The 23,466-nt window shown below is 67.7% G+C and carries 16 protein-coding genes; 6 read left to right on the top strand and 10 right to left on the bottom strand.

The genetic code is table 11. The annotated features are described in order from the left end of the window. The 3 genes from glpK (at position 1) to ACZ5LB_RS17445 (ending at position 2,965) form a co-directional block, all read left to right on the top strand. A complete protein-coding gene (glpK, locus tag ACZ5LB_RS17455) occupies positions 1-1,470 on the top strand; it encodes a glycerol kinase GlpK (RefSeq protein WP_464603482.1) in 1,470 nt (489 codons plus the stop codon). A 422-nt stretch (positions 1,471-1,892) separates the two neighbouring features. After that, positions 1,893-2,111: a hypothetical protein gene (locus tag ACZ5LB_RS17450; RefSeq protein ID WP_464603481.1), complete on the top strand. Its 219-nt coding sequence runs from the start codon at positions 1,893-1,895 to the stop codon at positions 2,109-2,111. Between the two features lie 92 nt (positions 2,112-2,203). Next, entirely contained in the window at positions 2,204-2,965 is a 762-nt protein-coding gene (locus ACZ5LB_RS17445; protein WP_464603480.1) for a DODA-type extradiol aromatic ring-opening family dioxygenase, read from the top strand. Here ACZ5LB_RS17445 and cobB read toward each other — a convergent pair. Both cobB and ACZ5LB_RS17435 read right to left on the bottom strand, forming a co-directional pair. Continuing rightward, the gene (gene cobB, locus ACZ5LB_RS17440; RefSeq protein WP_464603479.1) at positions 2,962-3,669 is read right to left on the bottom strand and encodes a Sir2 family NAD+-dependent deacetylase; all 708 of its coding nucleotides are present in this window, start codon (positions 3,667-3,669) and stop codon (positions 2,962-2,964) included. The two genes, ACZ5LB_RS17445 and cobB, sit on opposite strands and share 4 nt — an antisense overlap. A gap of 11 nt (positions 3,670-3,680) precedes the next feature. Then, the gene (locus ACZ5LB_RS17435) at positions 3,681-4,724 is read right to left on the bottom strand and encodes an oxidoreductase (RefSeq protein WP_464603478.1); all 1,044 of its coding nucleotides are present in this window, start codon (positions 4,722-4,724) and stop codon (positions 3,681-3,683) included. Positions 4,725-4,919: 195 nt separating this feature from the next. On the opposite strand from ACZ5LB_RS17435, the gene acs reads away from it, so the two are divergent. Next, positions 4,920-6,884, top strand: a complete 1,965-nt coding sequence (acs, locus tag ACZ5LB_RS17430) for an acetate--CoA ligase (RefSeq protein WP_464603477.1) — start codon at positions 4,920-4,922, stop codon at positions 6,882-6,884. Between the two features lie 143 nt (positions 6,885-7,027). Beyond that, complete coding sequence (locus ACZ5LB_RS17425) at positions 7,028-10,294, top strand: S41 family peptidase (protein ID WP_464603476.1); 3,267 nt, start codon at positions 7,028-7,030, stop codon at positions 10,292-10,294. Positions 10,295-10,343: 49 nt separating this feature from the next. Here ACZ5LB_RS17425 and ACZ5LB_RS17420 read toward each other — a convergent pair whose 3' ends face one another. The 5 genes from ACZ5LB_RS17420 to ACZ5LB_RS17400 form a co-directional block, all read right to left on the bottom strand. Continuing rightward, entirely contained in the window at positions 10,344-11,081 is a 738-nt protein-coding gene (locus ACZ5LB_RS17420; protein WP_464603475.1) for a substrate-binding periplasmic protein, read from the bottom strand. Positions 11,082-11,209: 128 nt separating this feature from the next. Then, positions 11,210-12,310 carry a glycine cleavage system protein H gene (locus tag ACZ5LB_RS17415; protein WP_464603474.1) on the bottom strand — a complete coding sequence of 367 codons (1,101 nt, stop codon included), beginning with the start codon at positions 12,308-12,310 and terminating at the stop codon, positions 11,210-11,212. A gap of 14 nt (positions 12,311-12,324) precedes the next feature. Continuing rightward, a complete protein-coding gene (locus ACZ5LB_RS17410) occupies positions 12,325-13,836 on the bottom strand; it encodes a sensor histidine kinase (RefSeq protein ID WP_464603473.1) in 1,512 nt (503 codons plus the stop codon). 1 nt (position 13,837) lies between these two features. Further along, the gene (gene nrfD / locus ACZ5LB_RS17405) at positions 13,838-15,010 is read right to left on the bottom strand and encodes an NrfD/PsrC family molybdoenzyme membrane anchor subunit (protein WP_464603472.1); all 1,173 of its coding nucleotides are present in this window, start codon (positions 15,008-15,010) and stop codon (positions 13,838-13,840) included. Positions 15,011-15,012: 2 nt separating this feature from the next. Then, on the bottom strand, positions 15,013-15,780 hold the full coding sequence (locus tag ACZ5LB_RS17400; RefSeq protein WP_464603471.1) for a 4Fe-4S dicluster domain-containing protein: 768 nt from the start codon (positions 15,778-15,780) through the stop codon (positions 15,013-15,015). Between the two features lie 234 nt (positions 15,781-16,014). On the opposite strand from ACZ5LB_RS17400, the gene ACZ5LB_RS17395 reads away from it, so the two are divergent. After that, a complete protein-coding gene (locus tag ACZ5LB_RS17395) occupies positions 16,015-17,727 on the top strand; it encodes an NAD-dependent malic enzyme (protein WP_464603470.1) in 1,713 nt (570 codons plus the stop codon). A gap of 750 nt (positions 17,728-18,477) precedes the next feature. On the opposite strand, the gene ACZ5LB_RS17390 is transcribed toward ACZ5LB_RS17395, so the two are convergent. The 3 genes from ACZ5LB_RS17390 to ACZ5LB_RS17380 all read right to left on the bottom strand — a co-directional run bounded on the left by ACZ5LB_RS17390 (position 18,478) and on the right by ACZ5LB_RS17380 (position 23,464). Further along, positions 18,478-19,356 carry a hypothetical protein gene (locus ACZ5LB_RS17390; protein ID WP_464603469.1) on the bottom strand — a complete coding sequence of 293 codons (879 nt, stop codon included), beginning with the start codon at positions 19,354-19,356 and terminating at the stop codon, positions 18,478-18,480. Next, complete coding sequence (lpxD, locus tag ACZ5LB_RS17385; protein ID WP_464603468.1) at positions 19,356-20,354, bottom strand: UDP-3-O-(3-hydroxymyristoyl)glucosamine N-acyltransferase; 999 nt, start codon at positions 20,352-20,354, stop codon at positions 19,356-19,358. The genes ACZ5LB_RS17390 and lpxD overlap by 1 nt, the downstream gene beginning before the upstream one ends. Before the next feature lie 86 nt (positions 20,355-20,440). After that, positions 20,441-23,464: an efflux RND transporter permease subunit gene (locus tag ACZ5LB_RS17380; protein WP_464603467.1), complete on the bottom strand. Its 3,024-nt coding sequence runs from the start codon at positions 23,462-23,464 to the stop codon at positions 20,441-20,443. Positions 23,465-23,466 lie beyond the last annotated feature (2 nt).

Here is a 23,466-nt window from a genome sequence, read left to right as displayed (position 1 = left end):
ATGGCCTGCATCCTCGCCCTGGACCAGGGCACCACCAGCAGCCGCGCGCTCCTCTTCGACGAGGGGGGCGTGGTGCTGGGGGTGGCCCAGAAGGAGTTCACCCAGTTCTTCCCGGAACCCGGCCAGGTGGAGCACGACGCCCTGGAGATCTGGGCCACGCAGCTGGAGGTGGCCCGGGAAGTGGTGGCCAGGGCGGGGAATCCCGCCGTCGCCGCCATCGGCATCACCAACCAGCGGGAGACCACCGTGCTGTGGGACCGGGCCACGGGCGTGCCCCTGGCCCCGGCGATCGTGTGGCAGGACCGGCGCACCGCGGGCCTCTGCGACGAGCTGCGGGCCCAGGGCCTGGCCCACTTCTTCCAGGAGCGCACCGGGCTGGTCCTCGACGCCTACTTCTCCGGCACCAAGCTCCAATGGCTGCTGGACACGATTCCCGGCGCCCGGGATCGCGCCGCCAGGGGCGAACTGGCCTTCGGAACCGTCGACACCTGGCTCACCTGGAAGCTCACCGGCGCCCACGTCACCGACCCGGGCAACGCGTCCCGCACCCTGCTCTTCAACATCCACACCGGGGCCTGGGACGAGGAGCTCCTGGCGGCCCTGCGGATCCCCGGGGAGGTGCTGCCCCGGGTGGTGGACTCCAGCGGCGTCGTGGGCACCACGCGGCTCCTGGGGGGCGAGATCGCCGTGGCCGGCATCGCCGGGGACCAGCAGGCCGCCACCTTCGGCCAGGCCTGCCTTGCCCCGGGCATGGCCAAGAACACGTACGGCACCGGCTGCTTCCTGCTCCTCAACACCGGCGACCGCCCCACCACGAGCCGGAACCGCCTGCTCACCACCACCCTCTGGAAGGTGGGGGACCGCACTTCCTACGCCCTGGAAGGCAGCGTCTTCATGGCCGGCGCGGCGGTCCAGTGGCTGCGGGACGGCCTGGGCATCATCGCGTCCTCGGCCGAGGTGGAACCCCTCGCCCGCAGCGTGCCCGGCAACGGCGGGGTCTACCACGTGCCCGCCTTCGTGGGCCTGGGCGCGCCCTGGTGGGACGCCACCGCCCGGGGCGCGTTCTTCGGCCTGACGCGGGGCAGCGGACGCGGGCACCTCGCCCGGGCCGTCCTGGAATCCATCGCCTACCAGACCGCTGACGTGATCGGCGCCATGGAGGCTGACTCGGGCCTGCGGCTGACGGAATTGAGGGTGGACGGCGGGGCCTCGCGCAACGACCTGCTCATGCAGTTCCAGGCGGACATCCTCGACGTGGCCGTGGTGCGCCCCCAGGTGACCGAGACCACCGCCCTGGGCGCGGCCTACCTGGCCGGGCTCGCCGTGGGCTTCTGGACGGACACCGGCCAGATCATCCGCAACTGGAAGCCCGGGGCCCGCTTCGAACCCGCCATGGCCGCCGGGGAACGGTCCGCGTTGCTGGGGGAGTGGCACAAGGCCGTGGAACGCACCCGGGGCTGGGGGGGCTGAGAGGGTGCCTTGCCGGGGCGTGGCTCCCGGAAGCCGGGAATGCTTTTCATCTCTTTTCCTATCCCCGTCCATCCCCGTTTATCCCCGGCAATTTCAATCGTTTAATGCAGCCGGGGCCTTGGTTCGAAGCCGAACCCGATGGCGCCGACCCACACCAGCCAAAAGACGTTTGCCGGGGACTTTTGCCTCAGATAGAGCAGGGCTCTATCTGTTGCAAAAGTGGGATGGACGGGGATAAAAATAAGATATTAATAGAATCAAGTCTTGCCATTCCCATCTCGCCTCGCCACATGGCGAACGAGTTTGGACGAAATTGTGATATTGGGCGCTGGGGATGACCCTGGAAATTTCGGCTGGAAACCTTGCAGGATTAAATTAATAGTATATATTTCCTTTGATCTTCATTAAAGGATTTATATTCTATGCCACCCCGTCCCGGCCCCAACCTCCCCAAATCCAAGATCCCCCCCTGGGAGCGCCGCCGCGGCCCGCAGTCGTGGAAATGGAACGGCGAACGCAAGGGCGATCCCCGCCTTCCCCGCCTGGACCCCTCACGGGATGTGCAGTCCTGGCGGGTTCTCATCTACGCCATGGCGGGGGCCCTCATCGGGGTGGGGATTCTTTTCCTGGCTTTGCACTGAATTTCATTGCGCCGGAGGTGGGGGGAGCGTAATTTGGTGTTTGAACATCTATTCTGGGCGGAGCGGTCTCCGTCCCCGGAGGTTCAGACGCCATGGTCACGCAGCCCGTCCTCTTCGTCTCCCACGGTTCTCCCATGCTGGCCCTTGGAGGTTCCGCCTATGCCCGCGCCCTGGGCGCCTTCGCGGCGGGGCTTCCGGAGCGGCCCCGGGCCGTGCTGGTGGTCTCGGCGCACTGGCAGACCCCGGACGTGCGGGTGACCTCCAGCCCAAGGCCGGGGGTCCTCCACGACTTCGGCGGGTTCCCCCGGGAGCTCTATGCCCTGGACTACCCCGCCCCGGGCGACCCCGCGCTGGCGGGGCGGGCGGCGGCGGTCCTGGGTGCGGGGGAGGACCCGCTCCGTCCCCTGGACCACGGGGCCTGGGCGGTGCTGCGCCACCTGTTCCCCGAAGCCGATGTGCCCGTGGTCCAGGTGAGCCTGCCCAGGGCCGCCCCGGCGGAGCTCCTGGCCATGGGGGCGAGCCTGCGCGCCTTCCGGGAGGAGGGCATCCTCATCCTGGCCAGCGGCGGCCTGGTGCACAACCTGGGCCTGGTGGAATGGGACGCGCCCGATGGTCAGGCCGAGGCCTGGGCCCTGGACGCGGAGCGCTGGTTCCTGGAGCGGCTCGCCGACGGCCGCCGGGAGGAACTGCTGGACCACCGCCGGGCCTGGCCCCAGAGCCGCAGGGCCGCGGCCACCACGGAGCACCTGGACCCCGTCTTCGTGGCCATGGGCGCGGGGGACGGGCCGGTGCGCACCGTCTTCGACGGGTGGCAGATGGGGACCATGAGCCTGAGGTGCCTGGCCTGGAGCTAACCCCCCAGCAACTCCTCCACGAGCTCCGGCACCAGGACCGTGGCGGGCCCCAGGCGCCGTTCGGCGAACCGCGAGCTGACGTTCGAGGCTTCCAGGTTCAGTTCCAGGGTCCGGGCCCCGGGCGGCACCTGCTCCACGAAGCCCGCGGCGGGGTACACGTTGCCCGAGGTGCCCACGGCCACGAACAGGCCGCAGCGTTCCAGGGCCTCCCCGATGCGGTCCATCTCCAGGGGCATCTCCCCGAACCATACGATGTGGGGCCGGATGGCCCCGCTCCGGCCGCAGGCGGGACAGGGGGTCTCCTGGGAGGCATCCCCTTCCCGGCGGTGCACGGCGCCGCACCGGCCGCAGCGCACCTTCAGCAGCTCGCCGTGCATGTGGATGAGGTTCCGGGTGCCGGCGCGGTCATGGAGGTCGTCCACGTTCTGGGTGACCACCAGCACCTCGGCGGGCCACGCCCGTTCCAGGCGCACCAGGGCGGCGTGGGCGGCGTTGGGCTGGGCCTCCTTCAACTGGGCGCGGCGCTGGTTGTAGAAGGCGTGCACCAGGGCGGGATTCCGCCGGTACCCCTCGGGGGTCGCCACGTCTTCCACCCGGTGGTTCTCCCAGAGCCCGCCGGCGGCCCGGAACGTCCCCAGGCCGCTCTCGGCGGAGATGCCGGCACCGGTGAGGATGACGATGGAAGGCTGGGTGGGCGGGCGCATGGGAGGGGGGATCAGAGGGCCTTGTTGACGGTGCAGCGGATGGCGCCCTTCCGGATGGCGGCGAAGCAGGCCATGCATTCCAGGCAGGGCTCGATTTCCGCGTCCCGGCCGGCCAGGAGCTTTTCCGCCACGCGGAAGTCCGCGATGAGGGGCCGGGCCAGGGCCACCAGGTCGGCCTGACCCGCGTCCAGGACGCCCTGGGCCAGGCCGGGGCCGGAGAGCTTGCCCACGGTGATGACGGGGATCCCCACCGCGTGGCGGATGCGCCGGGCGGAGGCGGCGAACCCGCCTCCCGGGGAGCCCTTGGGGGGCACCGAACTGGTGTTCAGGTAGGGCTGGCCCTCCCAGTCGCCCAGGCTGGACTGGCCGATGCCCGAGGCGTCGATGACGTCCACGCCGGCGGCTTCCAGGGCCTGGGCGAACCGGACGGCTTCGTCGGTGCCGAGCCCGCCTTCCACGTTCTCCACCCCGTGCATGCGGCAGAAGACGAGGCAGTCGGGGCCCACGGCGGCGCGCACCGCCTTGGCCACCTCGACGCCCATGCGGAAGCGGTTCTCCTCGTTCCCCCCCCACCGGTCGGTGCGGTGGTTGGTGCGGGGCGATACGAACTGGGAGAGGAGGTAGTAGTGGGCGGCATGGATCTCCACGCCGTCGAACCCGGCGCGCCGGGCCCGGGCGGCGCCTTCGGCGAAGGCGCGGATGACGTCCTGGATCTCGGCCTCGGTCATTTCCCGGGGCGCGGGCCCGGGCAGGAGCGCCACGGGGGAGGGCGCGATGCGTTCCACGGCGAGGTCGGCCCGCACGGAGCGGCCTCCGCCGTGCACCAGCTGGATGACGGCCGCGGCCCCTCCGGCCTTGATGGCCCCGGCGATGGCGGCCAGGCCGGGGATATGGGCATCGTCCCAGATGCCGAGGTTCCGGGGCAGGATGATGCCGTCGGGCAGGACGGCGGTGGCCTCCACGACCACGAGGCCCACGCTGGCACGCGCGTGCTGGCGGTACCAGTCGATCTGCGCCTCGGTGGCCCGGTGGTCCTCGGCCATGCCGGTGGCCATGGGGGCCATCACCAGGCGATTGCCCAGCCGAAGGCCTTTGTATTGGAATGGATCGGTTAGCGCAGGCATCGTGGTCCTCTGCAGGGGGAACCTCCATTTCACCATGGCCGGCGGGGAAACTTTCAGGAGTTTCCCATCGACTATCGTGAGATTGCGTCTAGGATCGGGGTCGCTTTCCACCCAAGGAGAAGGGCCATGGCCACCGGACCCCGTGATGACCTTCACGCCGCGGCGCAGTTGAGCGAATCCCAGCAGGCTGCGATCCAGCGCCTGCAGCGGGACGAGAACGTCATCCCCGCGCCCATCTGGCTCTCCCGCCAGGCCCACCTCGCCAACGACGCGGTGGAGCGCGCCCATGCCCAGACCGACCCCGACGGGTTCTGGGCGGACCGGGCCAAGCTCGTGGACTGGATGGAGCCCTACACCGCCGTCAGCCGCTTCAGCCCGCCCGCGCACCAGTGGTTCGTGGGCGGCAAGCTCAACGTGACGGTGAACTGCATCGACCGCCACGTGTATTCCGAGCGCCGGAACAAGGCGGCCCTCATCTGGGTGGGCGAGGACGGGGAGGAGCACGCCTACACCTACGGGCGGCTCTACCGGGAGGTGAACCGCTTCGCCAACACCCTCAAGAACATGGGCGTCAAGAAGGGCGACCGGGTCATCATCTACATGCCCCTGTGCCCCGAAGGCATCATCACCATGCTGGCCTGCGCCCGCATCGGCGCCATCCATTCCGTCGTCTACGCGGGCATGGGCACTCAGGCCCTGCGCGCGCGCATCGAGGACTGCCAGGCCAAGGTGGTGGTGTGCTCGGACTTCACGTTCCGGCGCGGCAAGAAGGTCCCCCTCAAGCCCACGGTGGACGAGGCGGTGCGCGACCTGTTCAGCGTGGGCCACGTCATCGTCCACCGCCGGGGCTCCCGGCCCGGGGACGAGCCCTTCGCCTTCGAGTCCGAGCGCGAGCACGACTTCTACGACTGCCAGGAGGCCCACAGCATCCACTGCGCGCCCGAACCCATGGACGCCGAGGACCCGCTGTTCATCCTGTACACCTCCGGCACCACCGGCAAGCCCAAGGGCGTCGTGCACGCCACCGGCGGGTACCTGGTGGGGGTGACCTACCTGGCCCGGGCCTTCTTCCAGATCACCGACCGGGACATCTACTGGAGCACCTCGGACATCGGCTGGATCGTGGGGCACTCCTTCATCGTCTACGGACCCCTTTCCTGCGGCGCCACCGTGTTCTGCCGCGAAGGGGTGCCGGACTACCCCAGCCCCGAGGTCACCTGGGAGCTGTGCGAGCGGTACGGCGTGAACCTGATGTTCACGGCCCCCACGGCCATCCGCATGTGGATGAGCCACGGGCCCGCGGCCCCCGCCAAGTACGACCTCTCCCGCCTGCGCCTCATCGCGTGCGCCGGCGAGCCCCTCAACCCCGAGGCCCACCACTGGGCCCAGAAGCACCTGGCGGGTCAGAGCAACGGGATGGTGGTGGACAACTGGTGGCAGACCGAGATCGCCGCGCCGGTGCTGGGCACGCTCCCGACCTTCGAGGCCCGGCCGGGAAAGGTGGGCAAGGCCATGCCCGGCGTCGCCGCGGAGGTGGTGGACGCCGACGGGAACCCGGTGCCCGCCGGATCCGGCGGCCTCCTCATCCTGAGAAAGCCCCTGCCCTACATGATGCGCACCGTGTGGGGCGACCATCCCCGGTACGAGCGCTACTGGAACCAGGTTCCGGGCGGCGTCTACACCGCCGGCGACATCGCCGTGAAGGACGCCGACGGCTACTTCGCCGTGCTGGGGCGCTCCGACGACGTGATGAACGTGGCCGGACACCGCATCGGCACCGCCGACGTGGAGGGCGCGCTGGTGCGCCACCCGGCCGTGGCGGAAGCCGCCGTCATCGGGCTGCCCGACGCCGTCAAGGGCGAGCGGATCAAGGCCTTCGTGGTGCTGCGCGTGGGCGTCGAGCAGGGTCCCGGCCTCATCGCGTCCCTCAAGGACCACGTGCGCCAGGACCTGGGCCCCATCGCGACGCCGTCCGAGATCGAGGTGCGCGCGACGCTGCCCAAGACCCGTTCCGGGAAGATCGTCCGCCGCTACCTCAAGGCCATCGAGATGGGCGAGGACCCCGGAGACCTGTCCACGCTGGCGGACTGACCCGCCCGCCGTCCTGCGCCCATCCGCGGCGAGGTCGCAAATTCGAGGCATTCATAAAATCATGGTCAGCCCCCGGCGGCCCCTAAACCCGGTCCCGCTTCGCCCGGTAAACTCCTCAGGAAACCTTCCATAAGGAGAGACTAATGCGTACGTTGACCTGGTTGACGGTACCGATGGTGCTGGCGGCGGGGGTTTCGGCCCAGGCTCAGATCGATGCAAGGCTAATGCGGTATCCCGACATCTCGGCCAGCCGGATCGCCTTCACCTACGCATCGGACATCTGGGTCGTGAACAAGACCGGTGGCCTCGCCCAAAGGCTTTCCACCCCCAAGGGGGAGGAGGTCTTCGCCCGGTTCTCGCCCGACGGCAAGGAGATCGCCTTCTCCGCAAATTATGATGGAAACATGGATGTCTACGTCATGCCCGTGGGCGGCGGGGTGCCGGTGCGCGTGACCCACAACCCGGCCGCGGACCGGGTGGTGGGCTGGACCCCGGACGGCAAGTCCATCCTCTTCGCGTCGGGCATGGAATCGGGGCGGGACCGGTTCAGCAAGCTCTTCACCGTGCCCAAGGAAGGCGGCATCCCCCAGGCGCTGCCCGTGCCCTACGGCGAGTTCGGCGCCCTCAGCCCCGACGGGAAGACCCTGGCGTACCTGCCCATCTCCACCGACTTCCGCACCTGGAAGCGCTACCGGGGCGGCATGGCCTCGGAGATCTGGTTCTACGACCTGGAGAAGAAGACCTCCATGCGTCTGCCCAGCGAGGGCGGGTCCAACGACTCCATGCCCATGTGGCACGGCGACACCCTGTATTTCCTTTCGGACCGCGACGCCGCCAAGCGCGGCAACGTCTGGTCCTACAACCTCGCCACCAAGGCCTTCAAGCAGATCACCTTCTTCAAGGAATACGACGTCCACTTCCCGGCCATCGGACCCAGCGAGATCGTCCTGGAAGCCGGGGGCCGGCTCCACCGCATCGACCTGGCCACGGGCACCCTCTCCGAGGTGAAGGTGGAGGCCGTCACGGACCGCGCCGCCCTCAAGCCCCGCGCCGAAAACGCCTCCAAGCTCATCCGCAGCGCCTCCCCGTCGCCCCAGGGCAAGCGGGCCGTGTTCGAGGCCCGGGGCGAGGTGTTCTCGGTGCCCGCGGAACGGGGCTTCGTCATGAACCTCAGCCACACCCCCGGCGTCGCCGAGCGGTTCCCCGCGCTGTCCCCCGACGGCAAGCAGGTGGCCTACTTCAGCGACCGCAGCGGCGAATACGAGCTGTGCCTCAAGGCCGCGGACGGCTCCGGCGAGGAGCGCCAGGTCACCCACATGGGACCCGGGTTCCGCTACAACATCCTGTGGTCCCCCGACGGCAAGCGCGTCGTCTTCGGCGACCAGGCCATGCGCATCCACGTCTGCGAACTGGAGACGGGCAAGGTCACGGCCATCGACAAGGGCTTTTTCATGATGGACGGCGCCATGGAGCAGTTCCGCGGCAGCTGGTCCTCGGACAGCCGCTGGTTCGGGTACGTCATCGACTCCGCCCGGCGCAACGGCGTGGTCAAGCTCTACGACACCCGGGACGGGAAGGTGACCCAGGCCACCTCCGCGTACTACAACGCCGGCGACGTGGCCTTCGATCCCGAAGGGAAGTACCTCTTCCTGACCACGGGCCAGAACTTCAGCCCGACCTACAGCGACATGGACCCCACCTGGATCTACGCGAACTCCACGCGTCTGGCGGCCATCCCCCTGCGCAAGGACGTGGCCTCCCCCGTGGCGGCACGCAACGACGCCGATGCCGAAAAGAAGGAAGAGAAGAAGGAAGACAAGAAGGAGGACAAGAAGGACGCGAAGAAGGCCGAAAAGCCCGCCCCCAAGTCCGTCGACATCGACCTGGACGGCCTCGAGGGCCGGATGGTCCTCCTGCCTCCCCCCGCCGGGAACATCTCGGACCTCGCCGCCGTGAAGGGCAAGGTGGTGTACCGGCGCATCCCCCAGATGAACCCCGAAGGGGAATCCAAGGGCAACCTCCAGTACTACGACCTGGAGGAGCGGGAGGAGAAGACGATCCTGGCCGACGTGGACGGCGCGGCCGTTGCGGCCGAGGGCGGCAAGGTCCTCGTGCGGCGCAAGGACGCCTATGCCTTCCTGGACATCAAGGCCGACCAGAAGCTGGACAAGAAGCTCCCCACGGCAGACCTGCCCATGGAGGTGGACCCCGCCGCGGAATGGCGCCAGATCTTCAACGACACCTGGCGGCTGGAACGGGACATGTTCTACGATCCGGGCATGCACGGGGTCGACTGGAAGGTCATGAAGGCCCGCTACGGCAAGCTCCTGGACGACTGCGCCACCCGCGAGGACGTGAACTTCGTCATCGGCGAGCTGATCTCCGAGCTGAACGCCTCCCACGCCTACCGGGGCGGCGGTGACGTGGAGATCCCCCAGCGGCGCGCCGTGGGGCTCCTGGGGGCGGACTTCGCCCTCGAGAACGGCCAGTTCCGCATCAAGAAGATCCTCCGCGGCGCCTCCTGGGATGCCGCCGCCAAGGCCCCCCTGGCCCAGCCCGGCCTCAATGTGAAGGAAGGCGACTACCTCCTGGCGGTCAACCACGTGCCCATGGACACCCGGAAGGACCCCTGGGCCGCCTTCCAGGGCCTGGCGGGCAAAACGGTGCTTCTCACCGTCAACGACAAGCCCGGCAAGGAAGGCGCCCGGGACATCATGGTGGACGCCATCGGCAACGAAGGCTCCCTGCGCTACCAGGCCTGGGTCGAGGCCAAGCGCGCCTACGTGGACAAGGCCTCGGGCGGGCGCATCGGCTACATCTACGTGCCCGACACCGGCATCGGCGGCCAGACCGACCTGGTGCGCCAGTTCCAGGGCCAGTGGGACAAGGACGGGCTGGTCATCGACGAGCGCTTCAACAGCGGCGGCCAAATCCCCGACCGCTTCACCGAGCTGCTGGGCCGCAAGGTCCTCAACTACTGGGGCGTGCGCGACGGCAAGGACTGGCAGTGGCCCGTGACCGCCCACAACGGCCCCATGGCCATGCTCATCAACGGCTGGAGCGGATCGGGCGGCGACTGCTTCCCCTTCTACTTCCGCCAGGCCGGCCTGGGCCCCCTCATCGGGCGGCGCACCTGGGGCGGGCTCATCGGCATCAGCGGCGCCCCCGGCCTCATCGACGGCGGCAACATCACCGTTCCCACCTTCGGCATCTACTCCACCGACGGCAAGTGGATGATCGAGGGCCACGGGGTTGACCCAGACATCGAGGTGATCGACGATCCCGCCCTCACGGCCCAGGGCAAGGATCCCCAGCTGGACCGGGCCATCAAGGAAGTGGAGGACGCCCTGAAGAAGAATCCTCCCAAGCATCCCGCGAAGCCCGCCTATCCCAACAAGGCCGGATTCTAGGATCGTTCGGACCTGACGCCGGGGCCCCTGGGCCCCGGCGTTTCCGCGTTCAGAGCGAGGTCGCCTCCTGCCAGCCGGCGTTCTTGCGCACGTCGGTGAGCAGTTTCGTCAGGTGCTCGTAGAGCTCCTTCTGGGCGGGCGGCACGAGGATGACCCGCTCGAATTCCAGGAAGGACTTGTTGGACTGGTAGAAGTTGCCCGGGATGTCCAGGCGCAGCTGGGCATACATGAGGGTCCACTCGCTCACGATGGTCACGTCGGCCTTGCCCCCGGCCACCGCCTGGAGGGCCAGGATCTCGGAGCCGAAGTCCAGGCGCTGGATGCGGCCCGCCTTCACGGCCTCGGTGAGGGCGGGGTAGGCGTAGCCGCCGACGCCCGCGAGCTTCAGGCCCGCCAGGGACTCGGGGCCGGCGTACTCGACCTTCTTCCCGTCCAGGGACACCACCAGGTTGCGGTCCCAGAGGATGGCGGGGGTCCACAGGTTGGCGGCCCGCACCGGTTCCGGGAACCAGACCTTGTTCACGCCCAGCAGGACGCCCTTGAGTTCGCCCTTTTCCACCATGGCCTTGGCCTCGGGGGCCGTGACCACCTTGAGGGTGAACCGGTGGGTTTTGCTCTCCTTGGTCAGCCACTGGCAGAGGCGGTACTCGAGGCCGTCCTGCTTGGCCTTGTCCACCACGAAGGGGGGCCGGTCGTTGTAGGTGTAGACGGTGACGTCGGTCTGGGCCTGCGCGAGGGCGCAGGCGGCCAGGACGAGGACGGTCCGGAGCGCATCGAGGAACTTCATGGCTACCCCCTTGGCGATTGGATGGAATAGCTTACCTTCAATATTTCAAACGCCATTGGATAAGTGTTGCATGAAGCCCGAAACGCGAACGGCCCCCGCGAGGGGGCCGTTGCGCCGTACCGGACCTCCTACTTGAGGAAGCGGCTCTCCAGGGTGGCCCAGGAGAGTTCCTGGCCGTTGTTCTCGGCCTTGAGCTCGCGCAGGCGCTTGATCTCCTCGCCGTACCACTCGGCCACGGGGCGCCCGATGCGCAGGGCGCCCAGTTCGGAAGCCAGGTCCACGGGCTTGATGCGGCAGACCCAGCCGTCCTTGTAGGGGCTGTCGGCCACCAGGCTGGGCTCGGCCTTGAGCCGGGCGTTGTCCTCCACCACCTTGCCGGTGACGGGGGCGCAGAACCGGATCTCCTCGTCGCCGCGCTTGAAGGAGAAGAGGACGTCGCCCACCTTGCAGGACGTGCCAGGATCCGGGAGGACCACTTCGCTCACCTCGCCCAGGGCCTTGTGGGCGAAGTCGTCGACGCCAACCCGCACCTGTCCGTCGGGCTCGATGCGGACCCAGGCGTGGCCGGGAGAGACGAAGGATCCGCCGGGAACGCAGTACTCGCCAGCGGGGGCGCCTTCGGCCTGGGTGGGCGAGACGATGCGGACGGTGGGTTCCTTCTGGCTCTCGAGACGGGACTGGCGCTTGATCAGCAGGCGGTTGACGAACTCCGAGAGCTCCTCGGCGGTGAAGGGCTTCTGGACGTATTCGGAGGCGCCGTGCTTCATGGTCTCCACGGCGGTCTCGATGGTGGCGTAGCCGGTGATGACGACCACGTCCACGTCGGGGCGCAGGTGCTTGACGGCCTTCACGACCTCGACGCCGTCCATGATGGGCATCTTGAGATCGGTGAAGACGAAGTCATAGTCGTGGCGCTGCACGAGGTTGAGGGCCTCGGGGCCGTTCTCGACGGTGTCGACGTTGTAGCCTTCCAGGACGAGAATCCGCCGGAACGAATCCAGCACGATGCCTTCGTCGTCCACGGCGAGGATGCGGGCGCGGGGCTCGGGCACTTCGATGCGCTTGAGGGTCTTGACCTCGCCGGCGATGTCCAGCCGGACCGCGACATTGAGGATCTCCTCGCGGGCGGCCCGCTGGCGCTTCTCCCGCATGCGCCGCGTGGTCTCGCGCACCAGGTAGTCGATGCCCACAAAGGCGAGCAGCATGATTATTACGAGCAGCACGGTCATGGCATTGGCTCCTATCAGGATGGGGAGATTCCGGCTTCGGGGTTGAGGGTGGGAATTCGGATCGAGAAAGTGGTGCCCTGGCCCAGTTCGGTCTGGACGTCGATCGAGCCGCCGTGACTCTCCACGATACCCCAGGTCACCGCGAGGCCGAGGCCCGTGCCGCGGTTCCCCTTGGTGGAGAAGAAGGGCTCGAAGAGGTGGGGCAGGTCCTCGGGCTCGATGCCCGAACCGTTGTCGGTGACCTGGATCTCCACGAAGGCGTCGTCGAAGACCTTGGTGGCCATGGTGATCTGGCCCGTTCCGGGCTCCACCACGTCCGCGGCGTTGAGCAGGAGGTTCACGACGACCTGCTGCATCTGGTTCCCGTCGGCGTAGGCCGCGGGCAGGTCCTGGGTCAGGTCCAGGGCCAGATTGATGTGATTGAGACTCAGCTGGTTCATCACCACGGCCAGGGAATGGCGCGCCACCTCGTTGAGGTCGGTGGACCTGCGGGTGGGGGGTGCGGGACGGGCGAAGTCGAGGAGTTCCTTGATGATGGACCGGCAGCGCTTGGTCTCGCGGATGATGACGTCCACGTCCTCGCCGTTGGGGTCCCCTTCGGGAAGGCGCTTGGCCATGAGGGAGGCGTAGGTGAGGACGCCCGTGAGGGGGTTGTTGATCTCGTGGGCAATGCCCGCCGCGAGGCGGCCCACGGAGGCGAGCTTGTCGGCCTGGGTGAGCTGGAGCCGGGTTTCGGATATCTGGCTCGTCATCGTGTTGAAGGCTTGGGCCAGGTGGCTGAGCTCATGGTGCCCCTCCACCTTGATGGCCGTCGTCAGGTCGCCGTTGGCCACCCGCCGCGTGCCTTCCATGAGGGCCTCCACCGGCCGCACCACGAGCTTGCGGTTGAGCCACCAGATGATGAGGCTGCTGCAGGCGATGGCCAGCACCGCGAAGCTGGCCATCACCTTGCGGCCCCTCGCCATCTCCCGGTCGGCCTCGGCCATGGAGACGTTCACGTCCAGCACGCCCAGCACGCGCTGGGAGGCCGAATGGGCGTGGCAGTCGGCGGTATAGCAGGAGGGCTCGTTGGGGATGGGGTTGATGATCCCCAGCACCCGGGTTCCGTCGGCGTCCTTGTAGACGCGGGCCCGGGCGTTCACGTCCAGCTTCTCCAGGGGCTGACCCTCGGCATGGCAGGCGTAGCAGGCCTCGCCGCGCTTGTTCACGGTGGTGCCGATCTCCTGGCTGTCCGAGGAGAACATGATCCGGCCTTCCTTGTTGAAGAGCCGGACCTTGCGGATGCCCTCCCCGCGCAGGGCGCCCATCGTCCGGATCTGCCTGTGGAGGCCGTCCCGGCGGTTCTCGAGCATGTCGTAGTGCGTGCTGCTCTTGATGGTCTCACCCAGCTGGTTGGCGTTGCGCGTGAGCTGGGAGACCAGGCCCTCGTTGTGGGAGCGCATGATCAGGCCCGCCATGAGCCCGATGGCCAGGGCCGAAACCAGGCCGGCCCCCAGGATCAGGCGTGTGCCGATGCGCGTGCCCATGTCAGTCCCCCTCGATGGCCGGGCTGAGGCTGGAGAACGGGTGCTCGTCGGGCTCGGGCGGCGCCACGTCCGGGAAGATGGGGAGGTAGCGCGCGATGAGCGTGAAGGCTGTGAACCCGATGGCCGCGATGCCGGTCATGACGAGCACTTCCAGCAGGGACGGGAAGTAGGTGCGGGCGGGGTACTGCTCCAGGCCGGTCACGGCCACGTTCATGCGGTTGGCCGCGAAGCCCGCCAGCACCATGATGGTGGTGACGTAGAGGCCGCGCCGGGAATGGCGGATGCGGTTGGACAGGAGGAGGATGAGGGGCACCACGAAGCCGACGATGATCTCGAACCAGAATGCGAGGCTGTGGTAGGTCAGGTGCTTCAGCTCAACAATGGAGCCCCGGGAGAACATGTCCTGGAACCGGACCACGAGGTACACGGCCAGCGCGACCGCCGTGATCTTGGCGAGGTTGGCCCGCAGCTCCGGCGGAAGCAGGGTCCGGCCCTTGCGGGAGAGGACCAGGGTCTCCAGGATCACCATGGAGACGCCCGAGGCGATGCAGGAGATGAAGAAGAGGATGGGCAGCAGGGGCGTGTACCAGAGCGGGTGAAGCCGGTTGGGAACGATCAGGTAGAGCGATCCGAAGGAGGACTGGTGGAGGGTGGAAAGCAGCACGCCCAGGATCATCAGGGGCAGGGAGACACTGTGGATCCACTTGATGGGGGTGTGGAGGTTGAACTTCTCCAGCACGATCGGCGCGAACTCGGCCGAAAGGACCGTGGTGTAGAGGATGACGCACCAGGTGATCTCGAACATCACGGAATGATGGTTCCACATGACCAGGGGATGCCAGAAGTGGTCGGGGCGGCCCAGGTCGATGACGAGCACCAGGACCACCAGGAGGTAGCCGATGAAGGCGGTGAGGATCGCCGGGCGCACGATGGGCTCGTAGTCCTTGGCGTGGAAGAGGTGCACCGCCGCCACGATGGTGAAGCCGGCCGCGGCCAGGCCGATGCCCAGGAAGTCGAAGCCGATCCAGAGCCCCCAGGGGAACTCGTCGGAAAGGTTCGTGGTGGCGCCCAGGCCCAGGGTGAACCGCGCGATGGCGGCGCCGACGCCCAGGACGATCAGGGTCGTGGCGACCACGCCCCAGAAGGTGATGCGGGGAAATTTGAAGGTTTTCATGCTTAACCCCGATTCTTATGGTTGGAGTCCTGCTTCTTCGAGCCTTCCTCGCGGGCGACGTCCTCGCGGCGGTTCGTGATCCACCAGATGCCCGCAAGCATGACGCTCCCGACGCCCACGACGTTGGGCACCTTGGATAGGGCATTCATGGTCAGGATGGGCATGGGCTCCTGGCCCAGGCGGGTGTCAAAGCCCAGCTTCTCGAAGGGCACCGGGCTGATGTAGAGGACGGAGGTGCCGCCCACGTCGTTCTTGCCGTAGATCTTGGGCACGTACTTGCCGGAATCGGCGGTGATGCGGTTCGTGGCCTCGATGAGCAAGTCGTTGCGATCCCCAAACTTGGTGGCGCCGGTGGGGCAGGCCTCGGAGCAGGCGGTGGGCAGGCCCTTCTCCAGGCGGGGGGCGCACAGGATGCACTTCTTGATGCCCGGCCGGGTGCTCTTCCACTCGTAGCGGGGAATGTGGAAGGGGCAGGCCTGCATGCAATAGCGGCAACCAATGCACTTATCGGCACTGTAAAGGACAGGTCCGTCCGCCCGCTTCTCCAACGCTGCGACCGGACAAGCGGACACGCAGGTAGGAATATCGCAGTGCTGGCACATGTTCCTCACGAAGAGACCGTCATGCTCGCTCAGGGCGGTGAAGGCACTGAGGGAGAGGGTCTTCTCGTCACCTTCGGGCAGGCCGTTCTCCGCCTTGCAGGCGGCCTGGCAGGCGTTGCAGCCCACGCAGAGCGAGATGTCTATCAACAGTGCTTTTTTCTGACCCATGGATGTCTCCAAATGAAGAAAGCCGAACCTTTGCTAGGTCTTCCATCGGGCGGCAGAGGCGGAAGCTCGGGCCTATGTCGCTGGATTCCCAAATATTACTCCTTTCACGACAAAGAGGTCGTTTTATGTGATGGCGGTCACCCATTTCAGGCCGACCCGGTGTGAACGCGCCCAAAATCCGCTCGACAAAAGGGATAAGATGGTCCGGAACCAATTCCAGGCAGGAGACCCACCATGAAGACGTTCGCCTTCAAGATCGACCCCATGACGGGCGAGGCCTATTACGAGGTGTACGCCCGGGGTCGCCAACTGCTCAACGACCCTCACCTCAACAAGGCCGCCAGCTTCACCCGGGAGGAGCGCCTGGCCCTCGGGCTGGAGGGTCTCGTGCGCTCCGCGGTCCAGCCCCTGGAGCACCAGGTGAGCCGGGCCTATGAAGCGTTTCAGCACAAACCGGACGACCTTGAGAAATACATCTTCCTGGTGGCCCTGCAGGACCGGAGCGAGGTGATCTTCTACAAGCTGGTCACCGAGCACCTGAAGGAGATGGTGCCCATCGTCTACACGCCCACGGTGGGAACGGCCTGCCTGCAGATGAGCAGCATCCAGCGCCGGTTCCGGGGCGTGTACATCACGCCCGAGAACATCGACACCATCGACGAGGTGTTCCGGAACATCACCCTGCCCACCGTGAACCTCATCGTGGTCACCGACGGCGAGCGCATCCTGGGCCTGGGCGACCTGGGCTCGGACGGGATGGGCATCCCCGTGGGCAAGGTGAGCCTCTACGTGGCCGCCGGCGGCCTGCATCCCCACGTGTGCCTCCCGGTGTGCCTGGACGTGGGCACCAACAACCAGCGCCTCCTGGACGACCCCTACTACCTGGGCTACCGCCAGCCCCGCCTGCGTGGCGACGCCTACGAGAAGATCGTCGAGACCTTCGTGATGGCCGTTAAGCGCCATTTCCCCGACGCCCTCCTGCAGTGGGAGGACTTCGGGAAATCCACGGCCTTCAAGAACCTCGAGCGGTACAAGGACCGGATCCTCTCGTTCAACGACGACATCCAGGGCACCGGATCCACGTCCCTGGCCGCGCTCATGACGGCCATGCGCATCAAGAAGAGCCGCTTCTCCGACGAGCGGTACATGATCGTGGGCATGGGCCAGGCCGGCACCGGCATCTCCATGAACATCCTGTCGGCCCTCAAGGCCGAGGGCCTCTCCGACGAGGAGGCCCGGGCCCGGGTCTTCTGCATCGACATGCAGGGCCTCCTGGTGGAGGACGATCCGCTCCTCGAGGAGCCCCAGCGCCCCATGGCCCAGCGCCGCGCGTCGGTGGCCGGGTGGAAGCTGGACGCCCCCGGGAAGATCGGCATGCTCGACGTGGTGCGCAACGGACGCCCCTCGGTGCTCGTGGGCGTCACCGCCCAGACCGGCCTGTTCAGCGAAGCCATCCTCCAGGAGGTGGCCAAGGTCACGGAGCGGCCCATCGTGTTCGCCCTGAGCAACCCCACCTCCAAGTGCGAGGCCACGCCCGAGCAGGTGTGGAAGGCCACGGACGGCAAGGGCCTGGTGGCCTGCGGCAGCCCCTTCCCTCCCATGGAATGGAAGGGCAAGGTCCTGCGGTCCTCCCAGTGCAACAACATGTACATCTTCCCCGGCGTCGGCCTGGGGGCGCTGGTGGCCAAGGCGTCCCGCATCACCGACAGCATGCTCCTGGCCGCGAGCCGCGCCATCAGCGAGATGGTCACCCCCGAGCAGGAGGCCCAGGGCATGATGCTTCCGGAGATGGAGGACATCCGCCGGGTCTCCACCGCCGTGGCCGTCGCCGTGGCCCGCCAGGCCCGCGAGGAGGGCCTGGGCCGCATCATGGACGACGAAGCCATCGAGCAGGCCGTGGCCCGCGCGCAGTGGGATCCCCACTTCACGCCGTACCGCGCGGGCTAGGGTACGTCGATCAGAATAGTGGAACCATCACGACCCACTCCTGTGGTTCTGTTTGATCATCTCATCCGAATCGGAAACCCCGGCAGCGTCGGGTGAAGAACACGTACGCCGAGCACGCTGAGGCGCGGAGTTACGCAGAGGAGGCTTCGCAACCAGGCACGCCAACCCATCCCGCCCAGGCCCTGCCCGCTAACGCGGGCCGCACAGCTACGCTGCGCGCGGCAGGGGGCGCTGGTCCTTCCCCATGCAAGCCTGTGGGGGCCCAGCGCCCCCTGCCTTGGTAGGGCCTGGGCTTGGAGAATGGGGGTGAAACCTTCCACGGTCTATGAATCCAAAACCACCGTACCGTCCACCAAAAGATCGACCCGTTGTGACTCGGGGACAAGAAGACCCTCGAAAGCGGTGTCCAGTTCGACCTCCATCCAATGGATTCCTGAACCTCCTGGAAAGTGCCCAGCCCCGGTGGTTGCCCGGAAGCTGAGCCCAGGCCCGACCAAGGCTGGGGGCGCTGGTCACCCACAGGCTTGCATGCGGAAGGACCAGCGCCCCCTGCCTAGCGCAGCCTGGCTGCGCGGCCCGCGATAGCGGGCAGGGCCTGGGCGGCTTGGGTCGGCATGCGTGATCGCGAAGCGACCTCGGCGAAACTCTGCGCCTCCGCGTGCTCGGCGTACCTGTTCTTTACCCGAAGCTTCCTCAACCTTCCATTTGGGCGAAATGATTCCGCTAATTCAATCGGACCACACAAGCTTTTCAGTCGCTCCACGCGTGCCCGATGAATTCGGGCCGGCAGGGGCTCAGGACGTGGCGGAGGACGCTGCCGGTGTGGGATTCCTGGAAGAGGGGCTTCATCACTTCCTCGAACCGCGTCAGGGTGGTGCCCTTGGCCACGTCCTCGTCGAAAAGGAGCGCGGGACCCTGGCGGAATCCGGCCAGGTGGGCCAGGTCGCTCGGGGCCAGGATGGGGTCCTGGTCGTTGCGCTTGAACATGGAGAAGCGCACGAAATACAGGGGGGCGCCCACCAGGTTGGCGAACACCAGTCCCGACATGATCGACCCATGGGCCGCGCCCACCACCACCGCCGGCCGGAACGACGCCGTCACCGCGTCGGCCAGGCTCCGGATCCACCTGGGGTTGGAGGCCCGCCAGGTGTACTTGTCCTTGGCGTTGGCGTAGACGAACCCGCGGAGGACTTCGGGCAGGCCCTTGCGGAAGCGCCGGAGGGCCGCGGGGGCGTCGTCCGTGAGGGCGTACAGGGCGCGGGCCGTGGCGATGGAGTCCACGAAGATCCGGTTGGCGTGCTCGACCATGAGGGGCGGGTAGTGGGCCTGGAAGCGGCTCCGCTCGGACACCTCGAAGTAGTACGTGGGGTGCAGGGGCAGGCCCTGCTCCACGCAGATCTTGTAGTTGAGGGCCACGTTCACCAGGGCCGGCGTGAGGAGGTAGAGCTTCATGCAGGCGTCCCAGAACGGGGCCGGGACGGTGGCGGGGTTGGCCAGGGCGGCGTCCCGCCCTTCCAGGACCCCGGGCAGGAGGGTGCGGATCTCCGCCAGCACCTCCTCGTACGGGGCCTCGAAGTCCATGGCGTCCGGGGGGTTCTCCCAGTCGGCGTAGACGAGCCTGTGGAGCATCAGGCCTTGGCCTTGAGGGCCTTGAGAATGGCGGGGAGGCGGTTCAGGGCGGCCTGGCATTCCAGCCATTGCCGGTGGGGCCGGGCCAGGTAGCCGGACATGAAGCTGTTGTCGGGCACGTCCTTGCCCACCATGGTGTTGCCGGTGAGGGTGCTGCCGCGGCCGATGTGGATATGCCCGGCGGTGCCAACCTTGCCGGCCAGGGTGACGTGGTCGCCCAGGGTGGTGCTGCCCGAGATGCCGGTCATGGAGGCCAGGACGCAATGTTCGCCCACCTGGACGTTGTGGGCCACCTGGCAGAGGTTGTCGATCTTGGTGCCGGCGCCGATGCGCGTGGGGCCAAGCGCCCCGCGGTCCACGGTGCTGGCCGCGCCGATCTCCACGTCGTCGCCCACCTCCACCCAGCCCACCTGGGGGATCTTCCGGTGGACGCCCTGCACCGGCACATAGCCGAAGCCATCCGAGCCCAGCACGGAGTTGGCGTGGATGCGCACCCGGGCGCCCAGCACCGTCCGGCGGTAGAGCACGACGCCGGGGAAGAGCTCGCAGCCGTCACCCACCACGCAGTCCTCGGCGATGTGGACGCCGGGGTGGATGCGGACGCCGTCGCCCACCACGGTGCGGGCGCCGATGGTAGAACCGAAGGCCACCTTGCAGTCCCGGCCCAGCTTCGCGCTGGGATGCACGGGGCCGTCGCACCATTCGGGTTCGGGCTCGGGGTTCAGCAGGGCCAGCGCCTGGGCGAAGCCCCAATAGGCGTTCTTCATGACCAGCCGGGGACGGTCCCCCAGGTCGGTGCCGGGGTCCACCAGGATGAGCCCGGCCGCGCTCTGCAGGGCGCGGGCGTGGTACTTGGGGTTGGCCAGGAAGCTCACGGCGCCGGGGCCGGCCTGGTCCAGGGGCATCACCTCGCCCAGGACCCGGTCCCCCGGGCAGTCCTGGAGGTCGCCCCCCAGGCGTTCGGCGAGTTCCGCTGCGGTTATACGGGTGGTGGGCATCGGTTCGTCCTTTGGGATCCACCGCCATTATCCGGCCAAAGCTCCGGAATGTCATACGCCATGTCCGGGCCCCGCCCGGGCGGGGCTCAATCCACCGAGCGGCGCTGGGAGGCGAAGAGGTTGTAGAAGGCGGGCACGACGAAGAGGGTGAAGACCGTCCCGATGGAGAGCCCCGTGAAGATCACCAGGCCCATGGCCCGCCTCCCGGCGGCGCCCGCGCCGCTGGCGATGACCAGGGGGAAGACCCCCAGCACCATGGCGGCCGTGGTCATGAGGATGGGGCGGAGCCGGATGGCGGAGGCCTCGGCGATGGCCTCCAGGCGCGAGCGCCCCGCGGCCTGCAGCTCGTTGGCGAACTGAACGATGAGGATGCCGTGCTTGCTGATGAGCCCCATGAGGGTCACCAGGCCCACCTGGGTGTAGATGTTCAGGGAGGCCAGGCCCAGGTTGATGAAGATCAGGGCCCCGAAGAGCGCCATGGGCACCGACACGAGGATGATCATGGGGTCGCGCAGGCTGTTGAACTGGGCGGCCAGGGCCAGGAAGACGATGATGACCGCGAAGCCCAGGGTGATCACGAAGCCTCCGGCTTCCTGCATGTACTGCCTGGAGACGCCCGAGTAGTCGGCCTGGTAGCCCGGAGGGGCGCTATCCCGCAGGGCCTTGCGGAAGAAGTCCAGCACCTGCTCCTGGGAGAAGTTGGGGCCGTAGACGCCCGAGATGGTGGCGGAATTCAGCTGCTGGAACCGCCGGATCGCCTGGGGCGCCACGGAGTCCTTCAGGGTGGCCACGGTGGAGGCGGGGAAGAGGGCCCCTTCCCCGTTGCGCAGGTGGAAGTCGAGCACCTGGTCGGAATTGAGCCGGTCCACCTGCAGCACCTGCGGAATGACCCGGTAGGACCGGCCGCCGATGGCGAAGTAGTTGACGTAGTTCCCGCCCAGGGCGTCGGTGAGGGCCCCGCCCACGTCCTGCTGGGTCAGGCCCAGGGAGGCCACCATGTCCCGGTTCACCACGAGAGTGCTCTGGGGCTTGTCGATCTTCAGGTCGGTGTCCACGAAGTAGAACATGCCGCTGGCGCGGGCCTTGTCCAGGACGGCCCGGGAGACCTCGTCGAGGCGTTCGAAGGGTTCGGTGGTCTTGATGACGAACTGCACCGGGAGGCCCGAGGCCCCGGGCAGGGAGGGCGGCTGGAAGGTGGCCACCTGGGCCCCGGCGATGCCCGAGGTCTCCCCCTGGAAGACCTGCTGCACCGTCTCGCCGGAGCGGGTGCGCTGGTCCCAGGGCTTGAGGATCAGGCCCGCGAAGGCGCTGCCGGCGTTGGTGAACTGGAACATGGCCTGGTATTCGGGGTAGGCCTTGGCGATGCCGTGGACCTGGTCCGCGTAGGTCTGCATCTGCTGCACGGTGGCGTTGGGGGGGCCGGTGATGCTGGCCATGATGAAGCCCTGGTCCTCCTGGGGCGCCAGCTCGGACTTGGAGGTGGCGAAGAGCAGCCCCGTGGCCAGGAGGATCAGCACGCCCATGACCGCCGGCACCGCAGAGGTGGCCAGGACGCTGCGCAGCAGGCGCAGGTAGTGCCCGTGGAACCACTCGAACTGTCCGTCGATGAATTTCACGAAGCGGTTGGCGTCCTGTTCGGCCTTGAAGAACTTGGCGCACATCATGGGCGACAGGGTCAGGGCCACCACGGCGGAGACCGCCACGGCGCCCGCCAGGGTGAAGGCGAACTCGGTGAACAGGCTGCCCGTGAGGCCCCCCTGGAAGCCGATGGGCACGTACACCGCCACCAGCACGACGGTCATGGCGAGGATGGGCCCGCCCAGCTCCCGGGCGGCGAGGATGGCGGCCTCCAGGGGGCTCTTGCCTTCCCGCATGTGGCGGTCGGCGTTCTCCACCACGATGATGGCGTCGTCCACCACCAGGCCGATGCCCAGCACCAGGGCCAGGAGGGTCAGGAGGTTGATGGTGTAGCCCAGGGCCAGCATCACCACGAAGGTGCCCACCAGCGAAAGGGGCATGGCGATGACCGGCACCGCCACGGCCCGCAGGGTGCCCAGGAAGAGGAAGATCACCACCGTGACGATGAGCAGGGCTTCCACCAGGGTCTCGATCACCTCCTTGATGGAGGTGTTGATGAAGTGGGTGCCGTCGTAGACGATCTGGCCGGAGAGCCCCGTGGGCAGCTGGGCCTGGATCTCGGGGAAGGCGTCGCGCACGCGCTTGGCCACCTCGAGGATGTTGGCCTCGGGGGCCACCTTGATGCCGATGAAGACCGACTGGCGCCCATCAAAGGAGACATTGAAGGAATAGTCGTCGGCGCCCAGGCTCACGGTCGCCACGTCCTCCAGGCGGACGATGGCGCCCCCGCCCTGCCGCACGGCGAGCTTGCGGAACTCCTCCACGGTGTGGAGGTCCGTGGCCGCCAGCAGGTCCACGGTGACCATCTGGCCCTTGGTGCTGCCCAGGGCCGAGAGGACGTTGTTGTTCTGGATGGCCTTGCTCACGTCGGTGGCGGTGACGCCGTGGGCGGCCATGCGCACCGGGTCCAGCCACGCCCGCAGGGCGAAGTTGCGGGCGCCCAGGATCTCGGCGGTCTGCACCCCGGAGATGGAGTCGAGCCGCGGCTTGACCACCCGGGACAGGTAGTCGGTGATGTTGTTGGTGGGCAGGACCTCGCTGTAGAAGCCCATGTACATGGCGTCGGTGTTGTCGCTCATCTCCACCGTGATCACCGGCTGCTGCGCGGCCGGCGGCAGCTGGTTCTTCACCGCGTTCACCCGGGTGGTGATCTCGGTGAGGGCCTTGTTGGCGCTGTAGTTCAGGCGCAGGGTGGCGACGATGGTCGAAAGCCCGTTGACGCTGGTGGAGGAGAGGTAGTCGATGCCCTGGGCCTGGGCGATGCTGGATTCCAGGGGCTGTGTGATGAAGCCGCCCACCGTGCCTGAATCCGCGCCGTAGTAGGAGGTGTTGACCGTCACCACCGCGTGCTCGGTCTTGGGGTACTGGTTGATGGGCAGGTTGAAGATGGAGCGGAGCCCCAGCACGAGGATGAGCGCGCTCACCACCGTGGCCAAGACGGGCTTGCGGATGAAGACGTCCGTGAAGTTCATGC

This window comes from Mesoterricola sp. MK458, assembly GCF_055384935.1.
Note: the sequence above shows the minus strand (reverse complement) of the source record. Positions and strands in the feature narration are given on the sequence as shown.

Excerpts from the sequence above, each read along its gene's own strand:
- glpK (WP_464603482.1), top strand. The coding sequence starts at position 1 with ATGGCCTGCATCCTCGCCCTGGACCAGGGCACCACCAGCAGCCGCGCG.
- ACZ5LB_RS17450 (WP_464603481.1), top strand. The coding sequence starts at position 1,893 with ATGCCACCCCGTCCCGGCCCCAACCTCCCCAAATCCAAGATCCCCCCC.
- ACZ5LB_RS17445 (WP_464603480.1), top strand. The coding sequence starts at position 2,204 with ATGGTCACGCAGCCCGTCCTCTTCGTCTCCCACGGTTCTCCCATGCTG.
- cobB (WP_464603479.1), bottom strand. The coding sequence starts at position 3,669 with ATGCGCCCGCCCACCCAGCCTTCCATCGTCATCCTCACCGGTGCCGGC.
- ACZ5LB_RS17435 (WP_464603478.1), bottom strand. The coding sequence starts at position 4,724 with ATGGCCACCGGCATGGCCGAGGACCACCGGGCCACCGAGGCGCAGATC.
- acs (WP_464603477.1), top strand. The coding sequence starts at position 4,920 with ATGGCCACCGGACCCCGTGATGACCTTCACGCCGCGGCGCAGTTGAGC.
- ACZ5LB_RS17425 (WP_464603476.1), top strand. The coding sequence starts at position 7,028 with ATGCGTACGTTGACCTGGTTGACGGTACCGATGGTGCTGGCGGCGGGG.
- ACZ5LB_RS17420 (WP_464603475.1), bottom strand. The coding sequence starts at position 11,081 with ATGAAGTTCCTCGATGCGCTCCGGACCGTCCTCGTCCTGGCCGCCTGC.
- ACZ5LB_RS17415 (WP_464603474.1), bottom strand. The coding sequence starts at position 12,310 with ATGACCGTGCTGCTCGTAATAATCATGCTGCTCGCCTTTGTGGGCATC.
- ACZ5LB_RS17410 (WP_464603473.1), bottom strand. The coding sequence starts at position 13,836 with ATGGGCACGCGCATCGGCACACGCCTGATCCTGGGGGCCGGCCTGGTT.
- nrfD (WP_464603472.1), bottom strand. The coding sequence starts at position 15,010 with ATGAAAACCTTCAAATTTCCCCGCATCACCTTCTGGGGCGTGGTCGCC.
- ACZ5LB_RS17400 (WP_464603471.1), bottom strand. The coding sequence starts at position 15,780 with ATGGGTCAGAAAAAAGCACTGTTGATAGACATCTCGCTCTGCGTGGGC.
- ACZ5LB_RS17395 (WP_464603470.1), top strand. The coding sequence starts at position 16,015 with ATGAAGACGTTCGCCTTCAAGATCGACCCCATGACGGGCGAGGCCTAT.
- ACZ5LB_RS17390 (WP_464603469.1), bottom strand. The coding sequence starts at position 19,356 with ATGCTCCACAGGCTCGTCTACGCCGACTGGGAGAACCCCCCGGACGCC.
- lpxD (WP_464603468.1), bottom strand. The coding sequence starts at position 20,354 with ATGCCCACCACCCGTATAACCGCAGCGGAACTCGCCGAACGCCTGGGG.
- ACZ5LB_RS17380 (WP_464603467.1), bottom strand. The coding sequence starts at position 23,464 with ATGAACTTCACGGACGTCTTCATCCGCAAGCCCGTCTTGGCCACGGTG.